We start from the raw sequence: 24,622 nt of genomic DNA on the forward strand, positions 1-24,622 counted from the left end.
AAATACCAACACAGCTGTATGTACATACAGTTTTAATCCGCTCCCTGTGAAAAGCTGACTTATTAAACTTAAACAGCTAAGTAACAATCTAATTCAGTTAATTTATCTGATATTAAACGGGTTGATTATATAAACACTGATATTTATGGATGCTCGGTTAAGTTTAGTTTCTGATAATCACAGGTAATCGTCAGCTAAAAATAGATGAATTGAAAACTAGTAACCGCATTGGATTAAAGAGAATCTTAAGCGCCCAATACATAACTTAATAATTGGTTTGTTACGATTTGATTACAGGTGAAAACTATTAGTAGATAGCTAAGTGAAGTTTAAATATTGTTGGCCAGTGCTTAAAGTTGGTTATGAACAGCTAAGGTAATAAAGCAAATTAAGTAAGTTAATAATATATAAAGAGCTTGGATGATATGACCAATAAAAGCTTAAAGGTAATTTAGATTTAACGATTAGCTTGCTGTGTAAAATCTACGGGTAATAACAGCCGCAAAAGGCTCAGATTTTACGTGACAGAATATAGTAACGAATCGACAAGTTAGCTGTGTAAAATCTGCTGGTAATAACAGACATAACCAGCTCAGATTTTACGTGACAGTCCATAACAATAAATGGATAAGTTGGCGGTGTGAAATCTATGAATAATGACAGACATGACAGGTTTAGATAATTATCGTTGAAATCTGCGAGTAACGGCAGACAGAAAAAAGCTTAGATTATACGTAGAGCCGGAAAGTTTAAATATAAGAAGATTTATTAAATAACATAGATGATGGTGTAAAGAGTAGAATAGACATCAAGTTTAAAAATAGGTTAACAACACAGTGTGTGAACTTTATAGCTGACGTAGATCTTAAATTTAATGAGATTTATTAAGATAATCCCCCTACAGAACAAAACAGATAACTGCGCATAATGTATATTATGTTAAATAGGGTTTATGGTTAGATAGTGATGCCTATATATCTTGTGATAATTGAAGTTTGGATCCAGATCTGATCTTGTCTAGATTTCCATGCTATTGAACATAATCGCATTTAACATAAAATGTATAATATACCTATCTATGGCGGAGCTTGAAAAATGTTAAACAGCCTGGTTAATTCATTCTATTTATTGTTATCCGTCTGCAATCCTTGCTATTTAAGGCTTGCAGAGAAAAACGATCATTCTCAAATGAATTTATTTAGGATTACTTCAATGATGCTATTTTCAAACTCTTGCTGCAGCAGAATTTAAAAATAGCTTTTTGAATACACTTATTGAGGTAACTACAATACTAACTAATGATAATGTTTAATTAAATCAGCGGCTCTTACTGCTGATTCGGTAAATAATTCAGACCATTGTTCACCATTGATTACATCAACAATTTTCATCAGGTCTGGATGCTCACCTTGGTTTTCTAAGTCAATTGCGTCTCTGACTACTTCTTTGATTAGCTCTTTTGCGACATTGTTTATGATTAGATCATGCTCTATTACTTCCATCAAATCATTAACAGTTGCAGTGCTAATTTGTTCTGCACTATTCATCTTAAAACCCTTACTGTTAGGACAACCATAACGCTTAGTTTAACCCGCGCACTTTTACAACTTTAAAATATGGTCACCCGTAATTTTAGTGCAGCTGCGGCAAATTGCTTACTTCAATAGTACGTCTCCACCTTTCTTAACAGCTTCGCAAAAAACAGCTGTTTTGTTTGTTAAATATACAAATTAGTTTGTTTTACAGTTATTTACCCGTGTTTTTTGATTCGTTCATTTTAAAACATATTGCCTGTACAGCCCGTAAACACTGGGCTTTGGAACTGCTTGTTTAATATCTAAACGCTCTCACGTAAAATCTATACAATAATTCGGCTAACTGCACACGTTCAGAAAAACTGAGAAACAAAAATCATATTATTTAACCGTACAACAGGTTGATTTGGATGGCTGAATTGTATTTACGGTTATATTTTTCAGAGGCTGTCGGTTGGATCTGTTTCTATTTAATTATCAAATCAGATTAATACAGCAGTCGGACTTACACGCAACTAATTAGATTAATTTTGTCTGTAATAAAAAATTTCTAGTATGAGTACTACTGCTAAAATTATTTTAAGTGCCCTGCTGATTATTTTTATATCACGTAAACGAAATAACTTCGAACAAGTTAACCAGCTCTTCTGTTAATAAGCATCTCAATTTGCTTTAGAGCTTTACTAGTTCCCATGCTCCGCGTGGGAATTCATACCGGTACATATCGACTACTCAACTTTAAACCTATGCATTCCCACGCAGAGCGTGGGAACGAGATACGTCTGTATCATAAACGTTTAGATATAGAATATAAGATAAAAGGTTTGCAAAGATTTAGTAGAGGTCTACCGAAGCCATCAGTGCCTGGTCTTTAATCTTGTAGATTAAAAGACCAGACCGTGATGCTTAAGTGTTTACAACACATTGAACATATTTAAATCATCTTTATCAATTTATCTGCTCTGTTTGTTGTATTCTGCGTTACTGTGTCAGACAGAAATACAACATTATCAACCCCTGCTTTAACTTGTTGAGTCACAAAAGATACTTTCTCTGTATTTTGTGCTATTTCAGCTGTAACCATGGTTTGCTCTTCGGCGGTTGCGGCAATAGCTTGAATTTGTGATACAACCTCGCTGACGCTGGTGATAATTTCAGTAATGGAGCAAGCCGCTTGATCTGACATATCAACACCTTGTTGAACCATATCAGCACCTTCTGTCATTAAAAGAACTGCATTTTCAGTTTCACTACACATAGTTGAAATAGCAGTTTCAACTTCGACAGTTGCATCGGTGGTATTTGCTGCTAACTGCCTAACTTCATCTGCTACCACTGCAAACCCCCTGCCTTGTTCACCCGCTCTAGCGGCTTCAATGGCGGCATTTAAAGCTAACAAATTGGTTTGATCGGCGATGCCTTTTATCACAGTTAAAATATTACCGATGACATTACTCTGCTGGTTCAGAGAGGTGACTGCATCAGAGCTGCTGTCAAAAGCACTTTTAATAGACTGCATATGCGATGATGAGCTATTTATAATTTCTCCACCTGACTTGGCTAATGTTAAAGCATCACAGGCACCTTCTGATGCTGAGGTACAATTATTTGAGACTTCATTAGCAGAATTGGAAAGCTCCTCAATTGCAGATGCAATTTGCTGTACTTGTGCAGACTGACCATTTATTTCAGTAGCCATCTCCTGGTTGGCTGTCCAAATATCTTTTGTACCTTTTGAAGCATCGTGCATTGATTCAGCTGTTTGCCGCACTAATACTTGCAGTGATTGAGACATTTGATTAACTGCAACGGTTAAGTCAGTTAACTCATCATTACCTTTAGGGACTAGTTTCTCTCCTGTCATGTCTCCATCTGCAATACTTTTTGATCGTGTTAAAATGCTGCTTAAGCGTTTTAAGATACTTTGGCTAAATAAAATGGTACAAGCAGTACCAACAAGCAATGATATTAATGTTACTACGATTAATGTTGTTTTTAATAACTGTATTACCGCTGTCGCTTCTGCGGAATCTTCAGCAAGCAGCTGCTCTTGAGAAACTTTCATTTCTGCAAGTAGATCTAAAATATTGGCGGCTTTGGGGGCTGCTTTTGTTCCTAACCAGGCATTGGCTTTATTCCAGTCATCAGCACTACGTAAATCAAACATTTGCAGCGGTAAGTTTTTGAACTCTTCTCGTGTTTTGATAAAGCTTTGCCAATGAGTTAACTGTGTAGTGTTAAACAGATACTGCATTGAAGAGTTTACTGTTGTTACACGCTGTTCATTAGTTTGCCATTTTCTATTAAATTCATCTTTGAAGTCATCATTACCCGATAATAAATATGCCCGGATATTTGCAATTCCGATGGCAAAAGAGCCTCGAATATCGGCAAGATTTTTCAGCAGGGTTTTACGCTCAGGGCTGGCAGTTAGTGCTGCTTCCTCATTAATTATCGCTGTGATATGCTGCAGCATTAATGATGCTTTGGGAGCCGCTTTAGTGAGTAACAAGTGATAAGACGGTATATTATCCGAGGTGTGTGCTATATCTTCAATCTTTTGTTGTGCATTTTTAAATGTGCTGAGCTCTGATTTGATTGTACTTAAACGTTGAATATTAGCGGGTACAGTCCAGTTTTTGGATAAAATATCATATTGCTTAATAGCTTGATCGATATTTAACCAGGCTTGAGTACGTTGAGACTTCATTAACTCAGCTTTTTTAGGATTTTCTCCCAATATCATATAACCGCGTAATGCTGCTAATGATTTATTAACCCCATTAATAACATCTTTCCCCAGTAATACAGTCTGCATTCTGTCAGTGAGGACCTTATTTTGGATTTTTTCATTTTCAAGTATTAATGAATAGGTGATCATAGCTGAAACAGTCATAAGCAATAATATTGTACCAAATGATAAGCTAAGTTTTTTACCGATTGTAAGTTTCATAATGCGTCCTAAGTTCACAAAAATTTATGAATCTAAAAATTGACCAGCTTGAATTGTGCGTCAACGATTTCTGAAATATATGTATCTACAGGTAAATGGTAGTCAATAAATGAGTTTTATCTAATGTGGTGTTATAAATAGAAAAGCTGGGTAGACTAATGAGAATGCAGGGTAGAGCTTAATTATATAAAGCCTTGGAATTACGGGGGCAAGTTCACGCGCTGTTTAGAAGTTTTTTATTTTACTACTTCCCATGCTCCGCGTGGAATTAAGACTGATTTCTACTACTTAATTTTAAACCTATGTATCCTCACCCCTGCAGAAATAAAATGTAATAAGTTAAATGAAAGAGCCTCTGTTATGAGGCTCTAAATTACATTTAAAACATACCGTTGTCGTGAGCCATTTGTTCAGGAATTTCTTGGATAATATCCCAGTGTTCTACTATTTTACCGTCTTTAATGCGGAACAGATCGTAGAACGCTTGTGCTTTATCATTCCATCGGCCTTCGCTTTGCGCTAATACAAAATTACCTTCACCCAAAATACGATGAACTTTTTGGTAGTCGAACATATTGTTTTGAGATTCTAAGAAGGCAAGTGCTTCGTTAAGGCCAACTAAACCATCTTCTACCATAGTGTTATGCTGATCATACTGCTCTGTACTGATGTATTCACTGATTTTTTCAGGCGCCTTACCAAAAAAAACATCTTCCATGAAGTCTGCAATCAGCTGCTTATTCTCTTGAGTTTTGTCTGTATCTGTAACAAGAGTCGGCCCGTCAAACTGAGAACGGCCACTCGCTGTTTCCTTGATAACTGGAGAAACAGCATCCCAATGCTCGGCTACTTGACCGTCCTGCATACGCCAAACATCAAAAGTAACAACTTCTTTAGCACCAAATAATTCAGCATTATCGTAGGTATTGTGCATAATGATAAAATCACCATCTTCTAATAATCGATGGGTTTTATAGGTTAATCCAGCGTCTTTTAACACAGGTAGAAAACCAAGTGCAGGGGCTAGTCCTGTAGGTACATGAGGATTATGCTGAATATAATCTTCACGAAAATATTTTTGCATTTCTACTGCGTCAAAATCTTTAAAAAATGCATCCTGCGCTTCCATTGCTGTTTCTTTCATTGGGCTGTTTACCTTTGGGTCATTTGACTCAGTTGCTGTGCTTCCACATGCGCTGAGCATTGTTACTGTTGTAAGCATTGCTGCTGCGATAAAAGAGGTTTTCAATTCCATTTTTAATTCCATTTTAAATATTCCTGATGGTTATGCTCACTAGCTGCGAGCATCTTTGTTATAAAATTTTGAATATTAAACATAAACAAAAGCCCTGCCTGATAAAAAAAAAGAGCGGAGCAAAAGGTATTTATCTATGCAAGAACAGCTTTAATCATCTCACTTAGATTTGTTGTAGAGCGGCCGATCAAAGAACTTAATTCACCTTGTTCATCAAATAATCCTCCCTTCGAAGCACCAGTATCAGAATTCGCCAGCAATGCCGCAAATGGCTCCGGCAGTCCAGCGCCGACAAGTGCACCTTTAAACTCATGCTCCGGAAGGTTCACGTAAGGTATTTCTTTACTTGATTCCCGGCTGATTAGAGCCGCAAGATCAGTGAGCGTGTATGACTGATCACCTGCCAGCTCGTGAACTTTTCCTGCTTGAGGCTCTTCTGAGGTAAGGACCACTGCTGCCGCCTGTGCATAATCTTCCCGCGCTGCTGAACTTATTTTTCCCTTGCCTGCGCTACCGATAAAGGCGCCATGCTCAATGGAAGATGCGACACTTGCAAGGTAGTTTTCTGTATACCAGCCATTGCGAAGCAGCACGAACGGCACTCCGCTCTCTTTTAAATATTTCTCTGTTTCAATGTGCTCTGCAGCCAGTCCCAAAGGAGACGTGTCTGCGTGCAGTAAGCTTGTATAGGCGATAAGAGATACACCTTCACTTTTCGCTGCTTCGATAACATTCATGTGCTGCTCTGCTCTTTGCCCTAATTCACTTGATGAGATAAGAATAATTTTCTCTGCACCCGCGAACGCAGTTTTTAGCGTTTCAGGTCTTGAATAATCCGCTTCACGCACCTGCACAGCCAAGGCAGATAAATCGCCTGCCTTTTCAGGAGTACGAACCGCCGCAATAATGTTGGAAGCATCTACTTTGCTGATTAAATGTTTAATTACTAGACGGCCTAGCTGGCCAGTTGCACCCGTTACAACAATCATATTTCTAACTCCATTCGTTTATTTACTGTGTGGAATAAATATATCATTTAGTAGTTGATTGATAATCACCTGTGAAATAAACTCATAGTTAACTATGACTAAACAATGTATATAAAATGATCTCGATAGATGACATGATGGTGTTTACCAAGGTGGTCGAAACTCAATCTTTTACCAAAGCTGCGGAACAGTCAGGGATTGGCAAAGCGCGAGTTTCTCAGATAGTTACCAAGCTTGAGCAGGAATTAAATACACGGCTGCTTCATCGTACAACGCGCTCTTTATCACTCACAGACACTGGGGTGAGTTATTACAAAAAGTGTCAAATGATTCAGGAGTTAGCGACGCAGGCCAACAATGAAGCACAGAAACTCAGCAGCGAGCCAAGCGGTCTCATACGAATTTCACTGCCCTTCGGCAGTGCTGCATATATTAACCTCTTAAGTAAGTTTCTCAGCCGGTATCCGCAAATTAAGTTGGATATTATGGAAAGTGACAGCTATATCAACTTGATAGAATCCCGCTGTGATATCGCTATTCGTGCTTCCTCCGCACTCGAAGATTCCAGTCTGTTTGCAGCTAAAATCGGAGAATTTGACGATATTATTTGCGCTTCACCCGAATACCTAAAACGTTTTGATGAGCTGCAGTCAGCGCAAGATCTGCTTAAACTCGACTGGGTGAGTCACAATATTGTGCATGGTGATAAACAGCTGCTGCTAAAGTCGTCACAAGGAGAGGTGGTAAAACTAAGTAAAACCCCCAAAGTGCAGGTTCGCACTACTAATTCACTGAAAGAACTCCTGAACAATCATATGGGATTTGGTATTTTGCCAGACTTTGCGGTTAAACATGAGTTAGCTAGTGGTCAGTTGGTCAGGATCCTCCCGGAAGTTCATAATATCGCCATTCCTTTATATGCCGTATATCAGAACAAGGCTTTGATGCCGCTAAGAGTGCGTACCTTGATAGATTTTCTTAAGCGGGAAGGTGATACTTTTACATAATTCAGCCGCTCATCACAGTGCTGACTAATCCGGAACGATTCACTCAATAACTATGGATATAGAATAGGACTTTACTTAGTTACGACACTTCTTCTAAAAGAAGGAATGGCGACTATGTCACGGTCTAGCATAATGATCTAGTGCATAAGGGTTCGCGATAAAATTAGTAATGCTGAAGCTTTTACGCTCGCTTGGGAGAAAGCGAGCTTAAATGCGGTAGCATCAACAGATTAATAGTGCAAAAATTTTAAGTCGGTTTGTGCCCCTTTACACCATAGAACTACAATAATGGAGTAACGTAAAATTATTCAGAGACAACATACTGCTTTGAATGCAAATCCGTGGCTAGTTTTACTTGACCATTAGACGGGATTAAAAACAGTTTGAATTATTTAGTTGAGCAAGATTAAGTAAATTTTCAAAAGCAAAGGAGTAATACCATGCCCATTGCAATTATGTGTTCAGGAGGTGATTCCTGTGGAATGAACCCAGCAATAAATATCTCGAAAAGGATTAGATCTCCCATTATTAACTTTTTGCTATTTTCTGCGCTGTACGTATGAAATCTGTATTAAAAACATGTTATTAAGCCGATTCACAAGCAAAAATACAACACATATTGCAAGTTTAACCTTAGAATCTTTACACTTCATAAAATTTACATTCGCTAAGCATATTATGAATTGTAATTGTACCTAAACTGAGTATGATGCGCGCATCTAATACCACCTGATACTTTACCGTTTCGGAGATGCCATGAGCGCCCCACTGCAGAACTCAAACCTAAGCATTCAAAACCAAAGATTTTCCTTACTTATCATTTTAATTGTAATGATGGTTTCCTGTGGACAGATGGCTCAAACCATTTTTGTTCCAGCTTTATCTGAAATTGCCGACAGCTTTGCTGTTACTGCCGGTCAGTTACAAGCTATCATGGCCTGTTACCTTTTATCATACGGCTTAGCACAATTCATCTATGGCCCGGCATCTGACCGACTTGGTCGTAAACCTATACTGATTTTCGGTTTATCAGTGTTTATTATCGGCACTCTGTTAGCTGGCTTTGCCGAAAGTTATCAAACACTTATCATCTCGACATTACTCCAGGGCGCAGGAACAGCGAGCGCTGGCGCCCTGTGCCGCAGTATTCCAAGGGATCACTATTTCGGTGAGCCGTTAGTGAAATTTAACAGCTATGTTTCCATGGCAGTAGTATTCTCACCTTTACTGGCTCCCTTTGCTGGAAGCTTGATGACACATTATTTCGGCTGGCAGGCCGTGTATGAACTCTTATCCGTGTTTGGCGTGATAGTGCTTTTGTTAGTTATCTTTAAGTTCAGGGAGTCTCTTCCCGCTGATCAGCGTAAACCGGAGCCTGTGGCTAAGTCCTACCGTTTCGTTCTGGCTAACAGAAAATTTAAAAGTTATCTGACCTGCTTAGTCGCCACTTTTGCCGGCATTGCAGCATTTGAAGCGATAGCAGGTGTACTCTATGGGCAAGTGCTTCAACTATCCCCATTTTGGGTGAGCAGCTATTTTGTTGCACCGATTCCAGGTTATCTGGCCGGCGCCTATTATGCGGGCCGGCTCAGTGACAACAGTAAAGGCATGAATCACAGCGTTGCCCTGCTCGGTGCAGGCGCTCTGTTTCTACTTATACCGGGTTTATCAAACCTGGTGATAGGCTGGAGCTTATTAGTGGGCTCTGTACTGTTTTTTACCGGAGCGGGGATATTGTTTCCAGTATTAACCTCTGCAGCGCTTGAGCCCTTCCCGCGTCACGCAGGTGTAGCCGGCGCCTTATTAGGCGGCTTACAGAACTTTGGCGCAGGTCTGGCTGCGCTCCTGATGTCATTGGTCCCCATGCATGGGCAGCTGAGTATCGGGGGGTTGTGTGTCATCATGGTGATATTCGTTATTTTTGCGCTGCACTACGCGAAATCTGACTGCGATCTTGATAAGAGTAATTTGGCGGTTTTGTAACTGCTCAAAAAGACCATAAAAAAGCCTGCAGTTTGCAGGCTTTTTTGTAACAGAAGTTTACTAACTGTCCGTTCAATGATATGAAAAGCAATGTTATCCGTTATCCCAAGCAACTTACCAGCCTGAAAATTTATAGCCAATATAATAAAAACAGCATATTGCCACTCAATGTTTCATAATAATGGTAAAGTCATTTTTGGCGTAGTGGTCGAATAATTGGCTGTTCGTGCATATTGAGCGGCAGAATTTAAGTACTTTTTGGGGATCGTGGGAAATTAAAAGCTTGCCGGGTGTAAAATAGCGGCTGTCTAACATGTTAAAAGCTACCGCATAGCGAGCTGATTCATACATCGCTGTTATTAGCTTTTGATGATAAGCCTGTTGTCTGCTGCGGTAATTCAATGATCCGCTTGCGATAATAATATCAACTTTCGGCAGGGGGCTGGTGGAAAAATCAGCCTTGATAAACTCAGTGTTGGTACTGTTTATAAAGTGGTGTTGCGCCGATTTAATAAATGCGTTTTGTTGATCGATGCCAAGGTAGCTTGCTATTTTGTTATTCAAGCCGCCCTGCCGGCCGATGGATTGATCAAGATATTGTTTAAGATCGCCATATCCGCAGCCTAAATCCAGAATGCTTTTATCTGTAAAATCAAGCTGCTGACATAATGCTTGAAAACGATTCTGTTGTGACTGGGTGGAATTCCAGCCTTGCACCCTAGCTCGATTATTACCTAATTTTTTTAAACGTTTATGGTGATAAAATTTTATCTTAAGTTTGTCGAGCAAATGCATAAAAAGGAACTCCTATGCGCAGATGTTCAGAAAATCACTTTTTGAGTATTACAATAATAAATTGCTGCCAATAGCATAATACAACGGCGAATAATACTTGCCGCATACTTCATCATAATAATGACGGGATAATCCGAAATAAAGCAGAGAAAACATATTGAAATGACTTAGCTGCAGCACTTGCTATTGGGTGATCCCCTAGTTTTCCATTCCGTATTGTTCAGTATTTTAAACTCAGGAACAGCCTCTTTTAACCAATAAGATTAAGCAGTTATTTATCGGGTTTGGTATAATATTGCGTTAAGGCATTTGAGAAGTATGTAAAATAGTCGGAGCTTTCTAAGTGAGCTGCATTTATAGTATTGCTTGAATGTTACCTGTTAACAATATTACTTCCTAAATCATCAGTTTAGTATACCAATTCCGTTAATTAAATGATCTATTTAGGCGTAGGAAAAATGGATGAAAGCAAGGCATTGATTGCAGTAACTAGTTGTTCTAATTACAAAATCAATAACGAAGCTAGCATCCATTTTAACCTGCATAAATGAGTAGATAATTATCGGATTTGGTATTATTTCGGAATATAAAAAAATGGCACGTAAAAAAGAGAAAAAAGCGGCAAAGGTTCTGCTGGGCAAAATAGAAAAAGCAGCGAAGACTTTTCAAAAAAATACCAACAAAAATCAGATGTGATCATCACTGATTCGGGTCTAATGTATCGGATTATTGAGGAAACAAACAACCCTCACCCTACTATGGAAGATAGTGTTGAAGTCCATCAGCGCATTTTATTAACAGATGGTAAAGTTATTGCCGATACTTACAAGACCAATAGCTCTGAGAAGTTTAGTGTCGAAGAAGCGATCGACGGATTAACTGAAGGTCTGCAGTATATGACATTAGGTGCACGTTATGAGTTTGTGATACCTGCGGATTTAGCGTGGGGTAAAAAAGGCAACCGCAGCAGCATTGGTCCTAATGCGGTATTAGTTATCGACATACGTTTATTAGATATATATTAGCGTTTCTGAATAAATTTTGAGTTAACTGCTGGTTAATCAGGCAGTTAAAAGTGAGATTCTAAGTAATAGTTGATTTCTATATCGTTATACATATAATCCTTCCATCAAATCGTTACGCGATATTTGATAACAGTGACAATGGTAGGCTTCCTGGTTCCTCGCATTGATAACTTATTAACCTGGTCAGAGCCGGAAGGCAGCAGCCATAGTAGGTGATTCAAGTGCCGAGGGTTTGCTGGGGAGTCTGCCGCCCACACCTCTATTCTAATCATTATTAGCTTCTTAAACTTGTGATTTTAGAAACTTACAAAACCATGACCATTACATACCTTTTCTAACTCGAAAAGATCAGCACAGCTAAACCTAATGAAATGACAGGGACTGAACTGCTATTCAATTCCCCATAATTCTATTTTATAAAGTCATCTCTCAGTTAAGAAAAACGGAAAGTGGTAAGCTGGCTAAAAATTAAAACTCGGTTAAACAATGGAAATTATATTTTTAGGAACCTCAGCAGGTACACCGACAAAATCAAGAAATGTATCTGCAACAGCAGTTAAAAAGGCTAACTCCAAATTATGGAGTTTGATCGATTGCGGAGAAGCAACTCAGCATCAAATTCTGCATACAAAACTCAGTTTAAATAACCTTGAGTCTATTTTTATCACCCATGTCCATGGCGATCATTGTTATGGGCTGCCCGGATTATTAGCCAGCGCATCTTTGGCGGGAAGAATCACTCCCCTCACCATAATCGCTCCCGCACTCATACAAGATTTTGTCGAAAATACGCAAAGGATTTCCAAGTCCAGCTTATCTTATAAGATCAATTTTATACATGTAGAAGAGTGCAAAGAATATACCGACGGCAATGATTTCGATGTTGAGTTCTCAGAGCTGTCTCATTGTGTTCCATCTTACGCTTATACTTTTTGCGAAAAGAAAATCCAAGGTAAATTAGACATAGCCAAACTGCAGAAAGACGGTATCAAAGCTGGTCCATGCTGGGGAGAAATTCATAAAGGTATAAACCAGGTGCTTCCTGATGGAAGGAAAATAAATGCTTCTGACTATATATTAGCAGATAGAAAACCAAGGCGGATTATTGTATGCGGAGATAATGATACGCCAGCCCTTTTGACTAATGCGGCCGGCTCTGCAAATGTGCTTATACATGAAGCTACCTACACTGAAGATGTTTCGTTGAAAGTTGGCAAGGCGTCGCAGCACAGCACAGCTAAAACTGTCGCTCAGTTTGCCGAAGAAGTCTTGATTAATAATTTAATTCTCACACATTTTAGTCCCAGATATTGTAGAAATAAGAATTCATCACCATCAATTGCTGATATTGCAAATGAGGCTGCAAACTACTATAGCGGCAGTCTTTTTTTAGCAAATGACTTTGATATGTACTTATTAAACAAAGACGGGGAGTTACAGCTTTTATCGAATAAGAATAAGTATGTGGGGCAGTAAGCCTGCAGTCTTATAGTTTAATTTCAGGTCTCGGGCGAATTATCTCCCCTCCATGCGGCTGGTGCTTTGCTAAATTATTTAATAAAGAACAACCGCCCTTTGCTGATTGTTCTTTATTTTCTGCCGTTATCAATCAGTTATTCTTAGCGTTATGCTTATTTAAAAACTTTTCTATTTCGTAAACTGATTTGCTTTCTGTCCATCGGAAATAACATTTTTTAGATTTCATACAGCTGTCTTTGGTTTTAAGCGCAAGACTAGACCAGATAAAAGCATCTGAATTTGCATTTAAAGCATTGGAATCATGCAGAGCAGGCAGTAATTTCAAGAGTATAAACTCAAAGAGCATGTGAGCATCATCAGCATAAAGACCACTGTGGTCAATACCGAAACGCAGCTTCTTTTCATCTACTCTACCATGAATGGCGAATTCAGATAGTTTAGGGTATTTTTCAACGGCATGATTAAAAGCTAAAGACCAGGAAAACAGAGTATTTCTCTTATTTTTTATGTCGTCTATAGATTTAGAATAATCAAATCCAATACCAGCCTTATCACTATCGAAGCCGGCTTTAATAAGAGCACTTGATGCCCACATATTTAAGGAATCACCTTCCCCCAAAAATTTAGCATGAGTTTTAATCATGGCAGAAATCATTGGATAGGCATTCGGGGGAATACATTTAATAAAGTATTGCTCCGAAGGCTTGTTCTTTGATTCTTCACAAGCGGAGCCAATACTATCAATTGTTTGATACAGCTGAGCTTCTGAGTCGTCGATAAGCCCTCTCACTACTTTATATTTCATTTCTCCATGCCAGCTGTTTTCATATAACTCAAGGTTATCTGATGCATAACAGGGTAAAGTGAATAAGGATGAAAGTAACAATCTTTTAAAAAATTTCATTGTGATGCCTGTCTATTTAAATAGAAACAAGGTTAATTATATTAATCGCCAAAATGAAGTATAACACCATAGGAAATAGCCCATGGTGTTTGATATTGAATAGAGGCGTTAAGCGTGTTTCTGTTTTTTCTCTTCAACATTGGGCTGTTCACTCAACACATCAACAAGCGTTGAACGGCATAAGTTCCCTTCTACTTCACCATCTTCATTTAATACCGGCAGCGGCAGCTCATTATCCAGCATATCCGGGATCACTGTTTCCAGTAATGCGTTGTTCTGCACTGCAGGTACATCCGTTAACAAAGACAGATCAATTACATTGCTGTAATCACTTTTTTCTACATTTTCCAGCGTATCCTGCGTGATAACGCCTTGGTAGCCGTCATCATTAACAACATAACCATAGTCCTGGTTTGATTTACGCATTTGTAAAACGGCTTCCCCTATTGTTTCACTGGAGATGCGGCAGACTTGCGGCTGCATCACTGTTTCAACTGTTAAGGCGCGGGCACGGTTTACATCTTTAACAAACGCTTCGACATAATCATCCGCAGGGTTAAGCAGAATATCAACCGGCTCACCCTGCTGCACTAATACACCGTCACGCAAAATAGCAATGCGGTCACCTAGACGTAATGCTTCATCCAGATCATGGGTAATAAATACAATAGTTTTATGCAGTTTCTCCTGCAGTTCTATCAGCTGATCCTGCATTTCACTGCGGATTAACGGATCCAGCGCAGAAAAAGCTTCATCCATTAACAAAATTTCAGCGTCCGTACATAACGCCCGGGCTAAACCAACACGCTGCTGCTGACCGCCGGAAAGCTGGCTTGGATACTGATTACCATAACCTTCAAGGCCGACTGTCTTTAACCATTCTTGTGCTTTTTGTTGACGCAGCGCTTTTTTAACGCCCTGCACCTGCAGGCCGTAACCGATATTCTGCAGTACAGTACGGTGCGGCATCAGACCAAAACGTTGAAATACCATGGACATTTTATTGCGGCGAAACTCCTGAAGCTCTTTCTCTTTGAGCTTCATTACATCACTGCCTGCAACTTCGATTTCACCGGCAGTCGGTTCAATTAAGCGGTTAAAGTGGCGGATTAATGTTGATTTTCCTGAGCCGGATAAGCCCATGATAACGAATATTTCACCCGGATATATATCAATATTAATATCCGACAAACCCACAGTATGCCCGGTTTCAGCAAGGATCTCATCTTTGGATTTACCTGTTTTAACCTGCTCAAGTATCTTTTTTTCGTTTGATCCGAAGACTTTATACAGGTGTTTAATACTGATTAAAGTTTTTTTATTTTCATTATTATTCTGACTCATCTTAATTACCTCCAAAATTCTGCAGCGTACGTTTTGCATAGCTTTGCGAGATACGGTCAAAAATTATTGCTAGTGCGACGATTGCTAATCCGTTTAACAAACCCAGTGTAAAGTACTGATTCGTAATTGATTTTAAAACCGGCTGCCCCAAACCTTTTACCCCTATCATGGAGGCGATAACCACCATTGCCAGCGCCATCATAATGGTCTGATTAATACCGGCCATAATATTAGGCATGGCTAAAGGTATCTGCACACCAAATAAACGCTGCATCGGGTTGGCACCATAGGCTGTCGCTGCTTCAAGCACTTCTTTATCAACCAGGCGTATGCCTAAATTGGTTAAGCGGATCACCGGCGGAACGGCATAAATAATTACCGCAATAACACCCGGGATTTTACCAATACCCAGCAGCATAACCACGGGGATAAGGTATACAAAGGCCGGCATGGTCTGCATTACATCAAGTATCGGTGTGACGATAGACTGTACCCGATCCGAGCGCGCCATGGATATGCCTATGGGAATGCCGATTATAATGGCCAGCATAGTGGAGACTAAAATAATGCTCATGGTACGCATGGTATTGTCCCACATGCCGAAAAAGCCGATCAGGAAAAAAGCGGCCATAACGCCTAAAGTTAACTTCCAGGAGCGGCTTGCCGCATAAGCAAAAACAGCCAGCACCGCAATAACTAACCACCATGGCGTGCCGAGTAATAATTTTTCGAACCAGATAAGAAAGCTTAATAAGGGATCAAAAAATGATTCAATGCTGTCACCGTATTCACGCGAGAAGCTGCGGTAAGCACCGTCCAGTGTTTTCCTGATACTTAATAACTGATAGCGGTCAAGCTGCGGAATTTCCGACAGCCATGATTTGTCTGACATTATATTTATTTCCTAATACAAAAAAGCCCGGACTCACCGGGCTGATAGAGAACTACTTACAATTCTGATAATGCTTTCTTAATTTTATTTGCTGTTGAAATATCTACCCACTTAGTCCAGGTATCTTCATGATTTTTCAAAAAATATTCAACAGCATACTCACCTTCAGCTTGTTCGTCTTCCATCCAGGCCAGCAGCGTGTTCATCTGCGCATTAGTAAATGAACGACTTGAAAGATAAGACAAAACTTCCGGTGCTCTTTTTGCAAACTCTTCAGTAACAACCGAATCGACTGCTGACGGCGGATACATAGTTGGTTTTGGTGTTAAACAGTCATTTTGAGTAATACATTCTTTGAAATGCTTCTCATCTATGCCTGAGCCGAAATCAACCTTAACCATTTTATATTTACCCAGTACTGCTGTCGGCGCCCAGTAATAACCAATCCAGGCTTCTTTGCGCTCGTAGGCTTTGGCAATGGAACCTGACAGACCTGCGCCTGAGCCCGGATCAATCAAATCAAAACCGGAAGCCGCTAAATCCATCGCATCAAAAAGCTGCGACGTTGATATCTGGCAGTTCCAGCCGGCAGGACAGCCCATAAATGCAGACTTACTTGGATCTTCCGGGTGTTTAAATAACTTAGCGTTAGCCTTAATACCTGCAATTGTTGCTAATGTCGGATCTTTCTCAACCATGTACTCCGGCACCCAGAATCCTTCTTCGCCGCCGTCGGTGAGTGTTACACCTGCGTAACGAACACGCCCTTCTGCAACTCCTTTATCTAATGCCGGTTTCATTGAGTTGCTCCAGAATTCCGGTGCAATATCTGGTTTGCCTTTTTCAATCATGGCGGCACCTGTCGGCATGGTATCGCCGGGAACAAGTTCAGCATCACAATCATAACCGTGCTCAAGAATAAAACGGTCAATATTGGCAATCAGAGTGGCGGAATTCCAGTTCATATCTGCAATGGTAACAGTGCCGCATTCACTTGCAGCCGCAGTTGTTGAGATTGATGAACAAGCAAGAAGTATAGACGAGCTTAAAAGTTTACGCATATTAATTAATATCCCTATTTATTATTAACTCCTGTTTACCATACAGTAATTAAGCATAAAAATGTCAACTAAGATTTGAACAAGATGTTTCTTATTGTCACTCGCGGATAACAAAAAGGTCATTATAAACTTATATCCTTCTCGTTCCTCTTTCTCCATAAATCGACAACAAAGCAAGTTACACAGCGACATTGACACGTATTTTTCAGACAAAGGTTTATAAAAACAAATCGTTTATATAAGCCGGCGGGCAGCTGCTTAATTACTGATTAAAAATGAACAAATATTTGACAATATAGGTGTGCAAAGGCAGGAGCCTATTTATTAATCATTCCTGGGTATTGATAAATTAAATGACAATGAATGTCCCGCTTGTATTCATGTCTCTTACAGAATTGATCGATTAAAGATTAAAAATCTGTGGTGCTAATTTTTAATAAGTGATTAGAGTTATGGCAAAAAGCGAATTTAATCAGCACATTATGATAATAAAATAGCACCGGCGGTAGAAACATTCTCTAGTTCCCATGCTCCGCGTGGGAATTCATATAGGTACATATCTACGGAAAAGATTTGCCTGTCTCACCTTTTCACGCAGGGCTTATGTACCGAAGGGAGCCTCTAGTTCCCATGCTCCGCGTGGGAATTCATATTGGCTCGATATCAACAATTGATGCAGATTGTTGTCAGCCATTTATCCTTTTTAACCCTTGGCAAGTAACCAGTGGTCTCTTATTCTTTAAATAAGAGACCGCTAGACACTAAGGTGAGAAATATGAATTGGCAGCGAGCAGCAACAGATGAAAAGAAGAATGAAAGGAAAGAAGCTATTTTTAATGCGGCTTTCACTCTTTTTAAAAACAACGGCTATGACAATGTAAGTTTTAACGGCATTGCTGCTGAGGCTGGATTTACTAAATCCAACATGTATCGATACTTTAGTTCCAGAGAAGAAATTTTTTTGAATGTATTTGCAGAGCTATTTGAAAAGTGGGTTGAAGACTGTCAGCAGCGACTGCAGAAATTAGAACAAGACGAAAGCGTACAGCATTTTGCAGACACCTGGGTGGCTTCACAGCTCGCACACCCAGAGTTTCTTGATCTCACCCCGCTGCTTTTTACATCTCTTGAAAAAAACAGCTCTTATGAACAGTTACTGATTTTCAAAAGATCAGCGAAAAATTTACTGTATTCGATTGCTGTTGAAATAAGCAGGATTTATCCAGCGCTGCAGGGTGAAAAAGCCTTTAAGTTTCTAAATCTTAGTTATGCAGCAACAACAAGTTGCTGGTCAGCTGCTTCGCAGAATGAGGCCTTGATTAAAATCTATCAACAGCAGGAATTTAAAGAGTTAAAACCAGATTTTGAAAAAGATCTAAGTAGTTCAATTGAGATCATCATTCAAGGATTACGAGCAAGTTAAACAACTGTATCAAAACTATATTGGCAGCTCATAAAGCCGCTTCAACTAATTAATTTAAAAAGGAATATTTAAATGGCACATCACACAGAAAAAACAATCAAGGTAAATGTCCCTGCAGCGAAAATCTGGCAAGTATTAGAGGATTTCAGCAGTGTTGAAAAGTTTGCAGCAACGATAAAAACCTCTCCTATCGTCGGCGATATCAGCTCTGGGCTAGGAGCTAAACGGTTATGTACCTTTAATGACGGCTCAAGCCTAGTGGAAGAGATTATTGAGTTTCAAGAGGGGCAAGGTTATAAAATGGTACTTTCAGAATTTTCACTACCGCTAAAGAGTATGTATGCGGAAATGATCGTAAAAGAGGTTGATGCAAACACCAGCGAAATCTACATGTCTTCTGATTTTATTGTAAAAGCAGGCCCTTTAGGCTGGTTGATGGGACAGTTCATCATGCGCCCTGTAATGAAAGGTGTTTTCAATAAAGTGTTGAGCGGCTTAGCGTATCATTGCGTGACAGGAAAAAGAGTGGATGAAAAATTACCAGCGAGTGAAGAACTGGCCCCAATAATTATCAGTTAATCATTTCCGTCTTAAGAACTAAGGGCTGATATTCAAGATTAAAGACCAGCCCTTTTTGTGCGCAGATATTATTGCAAATGCATTCACTTGATGATATTTGTAATATGCAGAAAATTAAATTAATTCAGATCAGAATGTTATGAATAGATGATTTAACCCGTTAGATCTTCACCTTCACGCTTAGAACCTGTTCACCTTACGACTTGCTGATTTTTGCATCTTGAATGATAACGGGTATATATGCTGTATAAATTTGATAACCTCTAACATGAGGCTGACTTATTCAGCCTCGACATACCGGGCATTGTTTATAGCTGAAGAAGGTTTTTCTCGGGAGAACCACCAGCAAAGTAAGGAAGCAGCAGTGACCATCACCACGCCTTGCCAAAATTTTGTAGTCAGTGCAATATCCAAAATCACTGCAGATAAAAAAGTAGAAAATAGAGGAGCAAAATTCGATAGAGTTGCCAGAAGCATCATATTACCGCCGATAATACCTATGTTCCATAATGCATATCCGCTCCCCATGGCCATTCCTGTTAACAATAAGTCTATTGCTGCGCCTGATGTAAACACCATGGCAGGCTCATTACTAATAAAATACTTAATCCACAAAGCAGCTGCTGTTGCTATAAAGAACCAGGTAATGGCATTCTTTCCGTTCGCAAGCCGCTTGGTGATATTGCAGTAAAATGCCCAGATAAAGGCCCCCGTCATCGCCATTGAATAACTTGCCGGGTTTGTCGCTATGTTCCCTGCCAACTGACTAATCGAAATCCCTTCATCACCACCTACCGTCCAGGCCACACCAAAAAACGACAGCGCTATCGCCGGGTAAAGCGCCTTATTAACGGGTTTCTTACTGATAAACACAGCCAGCAGTACAGTTAAAGACGGCCACAAATAATTAATTACGCCCATTTCGACCGCTTGAACTCGGTTATTTGCCATTCCCAACGCAAGCGATAAACAAATTTCATAGCTGACAAACAGCGTCCCGCCTATTAGAAGATACTTGAGCGAGAAGGTTCTAAATCGAGGTGCACCAATGAAGATCAAAAGAAAAAATGAACTCACGGTATAAATCATTGCAGCACCGCCAATAGGTCCTAACTGCTCAGCCACATTGCGGACAAAACCTACCGTTGTACTGAATAGTAAAATTGCCAAGCACCCTGCAAGTGTGCATTTATGTGTTCCTGTCACGATAATTCCTCTGGCGCCCGTCTAGAGCATTTGATAAACGAAGCAGGTTAACAAATAATGCTAGGTGTACAAAATAAAATAAAAAGAAAGAGTAAATTGATTGCGGCTCACAATAAGGGCTGGAGAAAAATACTATTTAATAAATCTAAACATTTGTAATTTCATTTTGATGCCCTGCGTTTACTTTAAGCAAAAGGACGCGCGATAGCGCGTCCTTGCTTGAGCTTTGGGGGCGTTTTTTAGTATTTGATACGGTTCATTTCATTGTAACTTTAAGTGACTTGATAAGCCTGTTAATGACATCTTCATCACCTGATGAGGCAATTTCATAATCAATTTGGGTCATAATTAACAACCCTGAATCTTTAATACCATATGTGTAAAAAAGTCTTTCGATATCTGACCCTTTATATTTCGAAGTAACAACTTTTCCATTTAATACAGTACCGTCTGATAGAGTTGTAGATAATGGCCTCGATTCTAATTTATAACCATATTCCCGTTCTTCTTTAGTGACCTCATTAATCATTAAGTCTAATAAACTTGAAGGATCTATGTTCGTGTATTCCTGAATTAGTACGACTGTCCCAAGAGGAGTCATCATAGCAGTCTGAAATATCCCCCCTCCTAAGTCTGACTTAGAAGGAGAATACTGTTTAGGATATTCAAATGAAAAATTACCGGTTGTATATGTAAGGTAATCCTTTTGTTTTAACTTTGCAGAAACATAATGCTCACCGACTTTAATGCGGACTTCCTTATCTAAAGAAAGCTCATATGATTCCTTTCCAATAGTCAAAACATAATTTTCAGCAAATGATATTTTCGCAAAAAATAAAAACAACAAGCTAATTAAAATTCTAATATTCATATTTCCCTCTTTATTTCAATCCATGGCAGCAAGAAACTAACGCCTGTGCAGAGAGCATCTGCGAATAAAATTCTCATATAACACACCTGTTATATTTTAATGTTTTCTTTAACTTTAACTTTACCTGCAGCAAGTGCAGCTACTCTAAACATAGACGCATAAAGCATTAATATAAGGCTAAAAGCTAAACCTGGGCCTAATTCTTTTAGTGCGTCTATAGTCGAAAACAAATAAACAAGCCAAACCAGAGAAACGGTAAAAGCCAGATAAGTTGATAACTCAGAGACCTTCAACACTCTTACAATTATATCGGGTTCTTTTCTATACAATAAAAATGTAATTAACAATATCGCTGTCATGGCGAAGATAGACTCAATGTCTAAAAACATATCTAGATACATACATTCCTCCTTGAAGGTGAAATAAAATCACATAACGCTTAGCTCACATGCGCTTTAAAAAACTCTAACCACCATAAACAGTCAAGTGCAGCTGCTTATTAGCTTCGTCCTACGCTCTTTTGATAAAAAATTTTGTCGACACCAGGCAAAGGAAAGTCTCTATATCGCCCTACTTCGGTAAAGCCTAGCCGCTCATAAAACTGGGGCGCTTGAAATGTATAGGTATCAAGATAGATATTATTAACACCATACCCGGCAGCTTCCTGCTCTATACGTTTAATTAACTCACTGCCGATCCCGCTGCCGCGAATACTCTTCGCCAGCCAAAGATAATTTACGTGTAAGCTGGTAAAGAGTATCTTTCCTGTAACACCACCTACTACCGTGGAATTTGTATCCCGAACAAATAAGCCAAAAGTCTGCTCATTAATTTCAGGAAAATGAGGCTGATTGAACTCTAGTAAGCCGTTATAAATGGCCGCCACATCTTTTTCTGACGGCGAAAGTGCAAATTCAAAATTCACGAATAACTCCATTTGATGATCAGCAGCTACGCAGCTGCCGTTATGAGTTAGGTACTTTCCTTATACTCAGCATTTTATGGCTGAGAGTAGAGTATTAACCCTTTAACCTGCAGCTTTAAATAAAGCTCCATTCTATTTTTTAACAGTAATTTATATTTGCTTGATATTCAACGGGAACTAGTTAGTTTTAGCAATTGATACTAAATCTTTCTTTAAATTAAACTGCGCGATTATTTCCTGATACTCACCACTTTTTTTCAAAAGGCGAAGTCCCTGATTAAAAAGTTTTGCTTTGGCCTCATTTCCTTTGACCGCCTTAGAAAACAGAATATGGTAAATAGAAGTCTTCAACGGCCGCGGATGATAGGTGATCCGATTTGCAGTCAGCGGATGATATTTATTTTTAATAAAGTTCAAACCAACATGCAGATTCAAAGGGACAAGTGTTATACGCTGAGCCAGCAGCTTATCAAAGTTCTGCTTATCCAGTGGTACTTTTTGAACCTTCAATTTTCCAGCATCCAATGCGTTATGAAATGATCTGCCGTAGAAATTTTTCAATACAATTCCAATTTCAAATTGTTTTAAGCAATCAACAGTTTCCCAGTCGAAAGAAACGCTTTTTAAATGAAAAAATACTAATGGACCTTCGAAAATCGGATCGCTGTAATGAAATGCTTTTTCTCGCTCATCGGAGTGAACCCAGCCGACGGTTCCATCAAACTCTCCTGCTTTAGCATTTGCAAAAGTCCGCGCTGGCGGATAAAAGTTGTAGACTACATCTGTATCAACCCTTTTAAAAGCCGCGGTTACAATTGCCGGCAGTACTCCATATTCATTCATTTTTTTAGACATGAAAGGAGGATATTCCATCAAGGTAAATCGAATCGGCTCTGATGCCCAGATACTCTTGCTAAAAAGAACAACACATAAAGTCATTCCAAACTGAATCATGCGGTACTTTTCCATGTCCCTGCCTTTTTCAAATTTTTCTCTAGTTCCCATGCTCCGCGTGGGAATTAATATAAGCACATATTCTACGGAAAAGGTTTGCCTGTCCCACCTTTTCCTCCTAGCTTTTCATCAGTTGTGAAAAGAAATAAAACAACTGATGGTGACTGGCTGCAGAGATCTGTGCAAGCCCTATTCCTGCCAGCTATGAATAAATTCTTTTTCATATTTATTCACTTTATACAAATAACGGCGTGCTTCCGCAATCGGGTTTCTGGTGGTTAAATTATCGTAAATCTGCTGGCTGTTTTTGTTGTTCATCACCTTTACAGCTTGTGTTCTATCAGTATGAAAGGTTTTAAATACATTACCCGCGCCGCCGTTATAGGCGGATATCATCGCATAATGACGACCGGTATCGTTATTTATACCTTTCAGGTATCTGGTCTTCAAAATTTGTAAATAAGCTGTTCCAGTATCGATATTATTCTCAGGCGAAAATAGATAAGCTTTTGTTGGTTGATCATCACGCTTTTTTATCTTTTGGAAGACATCTTTTCCAGCCGTTTTCGGGATAACCTGCATCAAACCATAAGCATTGGCATGAGACACGGCATAAGGGTTAAAACTGCTTTCAGTTTTAATAATTGCGTAAATAAGACTTTCTTTAATGTTGTAACGCTTGCTGGCTTGCTGAACTAAAGTTGAATATTTGTAACTGCGGATCTCTTCACTGTTTTTAACTAAATTAAACTCCACTGAATAGATTTTTTTATTACCGCTCTGTTTAGTCTGTAACTTGTTATCAATTAAGTTTTGCGCATAACGTTCAGCACGCCATTGCCAGCGGATGGGCTGTTTATCTTCATCTAGAATCTGCTTGTATAAAAAAGGCTCTTTATTTAAGACCGGAATTTCCTTGGATGAAAAAACATCAACCTCATTGGGAGAATCAGGAGTCAACAGTGTAGTGACAATCGCACTTTTTAAATGTGTTAAAGATGAATATTCAGCAATTGTTTCTACGCGAACAATGCCCTTATCAAAATCGATATAAGCCCGATCCTGATAATGATTAGTATATTTCACATACTTTTTTTTCTCGGGAAGCTGCATCTCTTTTTCCCCCCATATATCATCTATCTTTTTTTCCAGATTAGAAAATAAAACCAGCGCAGAGCGAACATCCTTTTCTATTTCATCGGGATTGTTTTTATAATATTCAATACGCTTTTTGGTCTCTTCCTGCGTAAATCCATAGCGGTTCGTTTCTGTACAAGCAGTTAATAAAAGCACGCCTGATATTATTGCAGTTAACCTTTTCACTCAGTAATCCTTACCCGATTTTTGTCCTATGACTTTCGCGCATTATGCCGCAAACAGGGCATATTAAAAGCCAAAAACATCAACTACTTGGCAAATACAGAAGTGTCGTCCCCATGATT

General features: G+C 39.1%; 21 protein-coding genes and 1 other RNA gene. 7 read left to right on the forward strand and 15 right to left on the reverse strand.

Annotation, left to right across the window (positions count from 1 at the left end; all coding sequences use genetic code 11):
• Positions 1-1,295: 1,295 nt before the first annotated feature.
• The 4 genes from G337_RS0121030 to G337_RS0121045 form a co-directional block, all read right to left on the reverse strand.
• Positions 1,296-1,547 carry a hypothetical protein gene (locus G337_RS0121030; protein ID WP_028865594.1) on the reverse strand — a complete coding sequence of 84 codons (252 nt, stop codon included), beginning with the start codon at positions 1,545-1,547 and terminating at the stop codon, positions 1,296-1,298.
• 922 nt (positions 1,548-2,469) lie between these two features.
• Positions 2,470-4,488: a HAMP domain-containing methyl-accepting chemotaxis protein gene (locus G337_RS0121035; RefSeq protein ID WP_028865595.1), complete on the reverse strand. Its 2,019-nt coding sequence runs from the start codon at positions 4,486-4,488 to the stop codon at positions 2,470-2,472.
• A 379-nt stretch (positions 4,489-4,867) separates the two neighbouring features.
• Positions 4,868-5,755: a nuclear transport factor 2 family protein gene (locus G337_RS0121040; RefSeq protein WP_245597692.1), complete on the reverse strand. Its 888-nt coding sequence runs from the start codon at positions 5,753-5,755 to the stop codon at positions 4,868-4,870.
• 122 nt (positions 5,756-5,877) lie between these two features.
• Positions 5,878-6,732 (reverse strand): SDR family oxidoreductase, encoded by an 855-nt coding sequence (locus G337_RS0121045; protein ID WP_028865597.1) that lies wholly within the window; start codon positions 6,730-6,732, stop codon positions 5,878-5,880.
• Between the two features lie 116 nt (positions 6,733-6,848).
• On the opposite strand from G337_RS0121045, the gene G337_RS0121050 reads away from it, so the two are divergent.
• Together G337_RS0121050 and emrD are read left to right on the forward strand one after the other, a co-directional pair.
• Complete coding sequence (locus G337_RS0121050) at positions 6,849-7,739, forward strand: LysR family transcriptional regulator (RefSeq protein ID WP_028865598.1); 891 nt, start codon at positions 6,849-6,851, stop codon at positions 7,737-7,739.
• Positions 7,740-8,495: 756 nt separating this feature from the next.
• Positions 8,496-9,722, forward strand: a complete 1,227-nt coding sequence (gene emrD / locus G337_RS27015) for a multidrug efflux MFS transporter EmrD (RefSeq protein WP_051303472.1) — start codon at positions 8,496-8,498, stop codon at positions 9,720-9,722.
• A 165-nt stretch (positions 9,723-9,887) separates the two neighbouring features.
• Here emrD and G337_RS0121060 read toward each other — a convergent pair whose 3' ends face one another.
• Positions 9,888-10,517, reverse strand: a complete 630-nt coding sequence (locus G337_RS0121060; protein ID WP_028865599.1) for a class I SAM-dependent methyltransferase — start codon at positions 10,515-10,517, stop codon at positions 9,888-9,890.
• A 716-nt stretch (positions 10,518-11,233) separates the two neighbouring features.
• Between G337_RS0121060 and G337_RS27020 the strand changes: the two genes are divergently transcribed.
• The 3 genes from G337_RS27020 to G337_RS0121075 all read left to right on the forward strand — a co-directional run bounded on the left by G337_RS27020 (position 11,234) and on the right by G337_RS0121075 (position 13,018).
• Positions 11,234-11,542 (forward strand): FKBP-type peptidyl-prolyl cis-trans isomerase, encoded by a 309-nt coding sequence (locus G337_RS27020; protein WP_245597693.1) that lies wholly within the window; start codon positions 11,234-11,236, stop codon positions 11,540-11,542.
• A 147-nt stretch (positions 11,543-11,689) separates the two neighbouring features.
• Positions 11,690-11,787, forward strand: an RNA gene (gene ffs, locus G337_RS28440) — signal recognition particle sRNA small type.
• Between the two features lie 241 nt (positions 11,788-12,028).
• Positions 12,029-13,018 carry a ribonuclease Z gene (locus tag G337_RS0121075; protein WP_028865600.1) on the forward strand — a complete coding sequence of 330 codons (990 nt, stop codon included), beginning with the start codon at positions 12,029-12,031 and terminating at the stop codon, positions 13,016-13,018.
• 133 nt (positions 13,019-13,151) lie between these two features.
• Here the strand turns inward: G337_RS0121075 and G337_RS0121080 are convergent, their stop codons facing one another.
• The 4 genes from G337_RS0121080 to G337_RS0121095 form a co-directional block, all read right to left on the reverse strand.
• Positions 13,152-13,925, reverse strand: a complete 774-nt coding sequence (locus G337_RS0121080) for a hypothetical protein (RefSeq protein WP_028865601.1) — start codon at positions 13,923-13,925, stop codon at positions 13,152-13,154.
• A 108-nt stretch (positions 13,926-14,033) separates the two neighbouring features.
• Entirely contained in the window at positions 14,034-15,269 is a 1,236-nt protein-coding gene (locus G337_RS0121085) for a quaternary amine ABC transporter ATP-binding protein (RefSeq protein ID WP_028865602.1), read from the reverse strand.
• 1 nt (position 15,270) lies between these two features.
• Positions 15,271-16,161, reverse strand: a complete 891-nt coding sequence (locus G337_RS0121090; protein WP_028865603.1) for an ABC transporter permease — start codon at positions 16,159-16,161, stop codon at positions 15,271-15,273.
• A gap of 56 nt (positions 16,162-16,217) precedes the next feature.
• Positions 16,218-17,222 (reverse strand): ABC transporter substrate-binding protein, encoded by a 1,005-nt coding sequence (locus G337_RS0121095; RefSeq protein ID WP_028865604.1) that lies wholly within the window; start codon positions 17,220-17,222, stop codon positions 16,218-16,220.
• A gap of 775 nt (positions 17,223-17,997) precedes the next feature.
• On the opposite strand from G337_RS0121095, the gene G337_RS0121100 reads away from it, so the two are divergent.
• Positions 17,998-18,645, forward strand: coding sequence for a TetR/AcrR family transcriptional regulator (locus G337_RS0121100; RefSeq protein ID WP_028865605.1), 648 nt, complete (start codon positions 17,998-18,000; stop codon positions 18,643-18,645).
• A 72-nt stretch (positions 18,646-18,717) separates the two neighbouring features.
• Entirely contained in the window at positions 18,718-19,224 is a 507-nt protein-coding gene (locus G337_RS0121105) for an SRPBCC family protein (protein WP_028865606.1), read from the forward strand.
• Positions 19,225-19,503: 279 nt separating this feature from the next.
• Here G337_RS0121105 and yddG read toward each other — a convergent pair whose 3' ends face one another.
• From yddG to mltC, 6 genes are all read right to left on the reverse strand, one after another.
• A complete protein-coding gene (gene yddG / locus G337_RS0121110; RefSeq protein WP_037028270.1) occupies positions 19,504-20,430 on the reverse strand; it encodes an aromatic amino acid DMT transporter YddG in 927 nt (308 codons plus the stop codon).
• A gap of 256 nt (positions 20,431-20,686) precedes the next feature.
• Complete coding sequence (locus tag G337_RS0121115) at positions 20,687-21,301, reverse strand: hypothetical protein (RefSeq protein WP_028865608.1); 615 nt, start codon at positions 21,299-21,301, stop codon at positions 20,687-20,689.
• Positions 21,302-21,390: 89 nt separating this feature from the next.
• Complete coding sequence (locus G337_RS0121120; protein WP_028865609.1) at positions 21,391-21,702, reverse strand: hypothetical protein; 312 nt, start codon at positions 21,700-21,702, stop codon at positions 21,391-21,393.
• Positions 21,703-21,800: 98 nt separating this feature from the next.
• Complete coding sequence (locus G337_RS0121125) at positions 21,801-22,226, reverse strand: GNAT family N-acetyltransferase (RefSeq protein ID WP_028865610.1); 426 nt, start codon at positions 22,224-22,226, stop codon at positions 21,801-21,803.
• Between the two features lie 177 nt (positions 22,227-22,403).
• Positions 22,404-23,231 carry a substrate-binding periplasmic protein gene (locus tag G337_RS0121130; protein ID WP_084605545.1) on the reverse strand — a complete coding sequence of 276 codons (828 nt, stop codon included), beginning with the start codon at positions 23,229-23,231 and terminating at the stop codon, positions 22,404-22,406.
• A gap of 138 nt (positions 23,232-23,369) precedes the next feature.
• Positions 23,370-24,503: a membrane-bound lytic murein transglycosylase MltC gene (gene mltC, locus G337_RS0121135; protein WP_028865612.1), complete on the reverse strand. Its 1,134-nt coding sequence runs from the start codon at positions 24,501-24,503 to the stop codon at positions 23,370-23,372.
• Positions 24,504-24,622 lie beyond the last annotated feature (119 nt).

It is taken from the genome of Psychromonas aquimarina ATCC BAA-1526 (assembly GCF_000428725.1).
Lineage (GTDB): Bacteria > Pseudomonadota > Gammaproteobacteria > Enterobacterales > Psychromonadaceae > Psychromonas > Psychromonas aquimarina.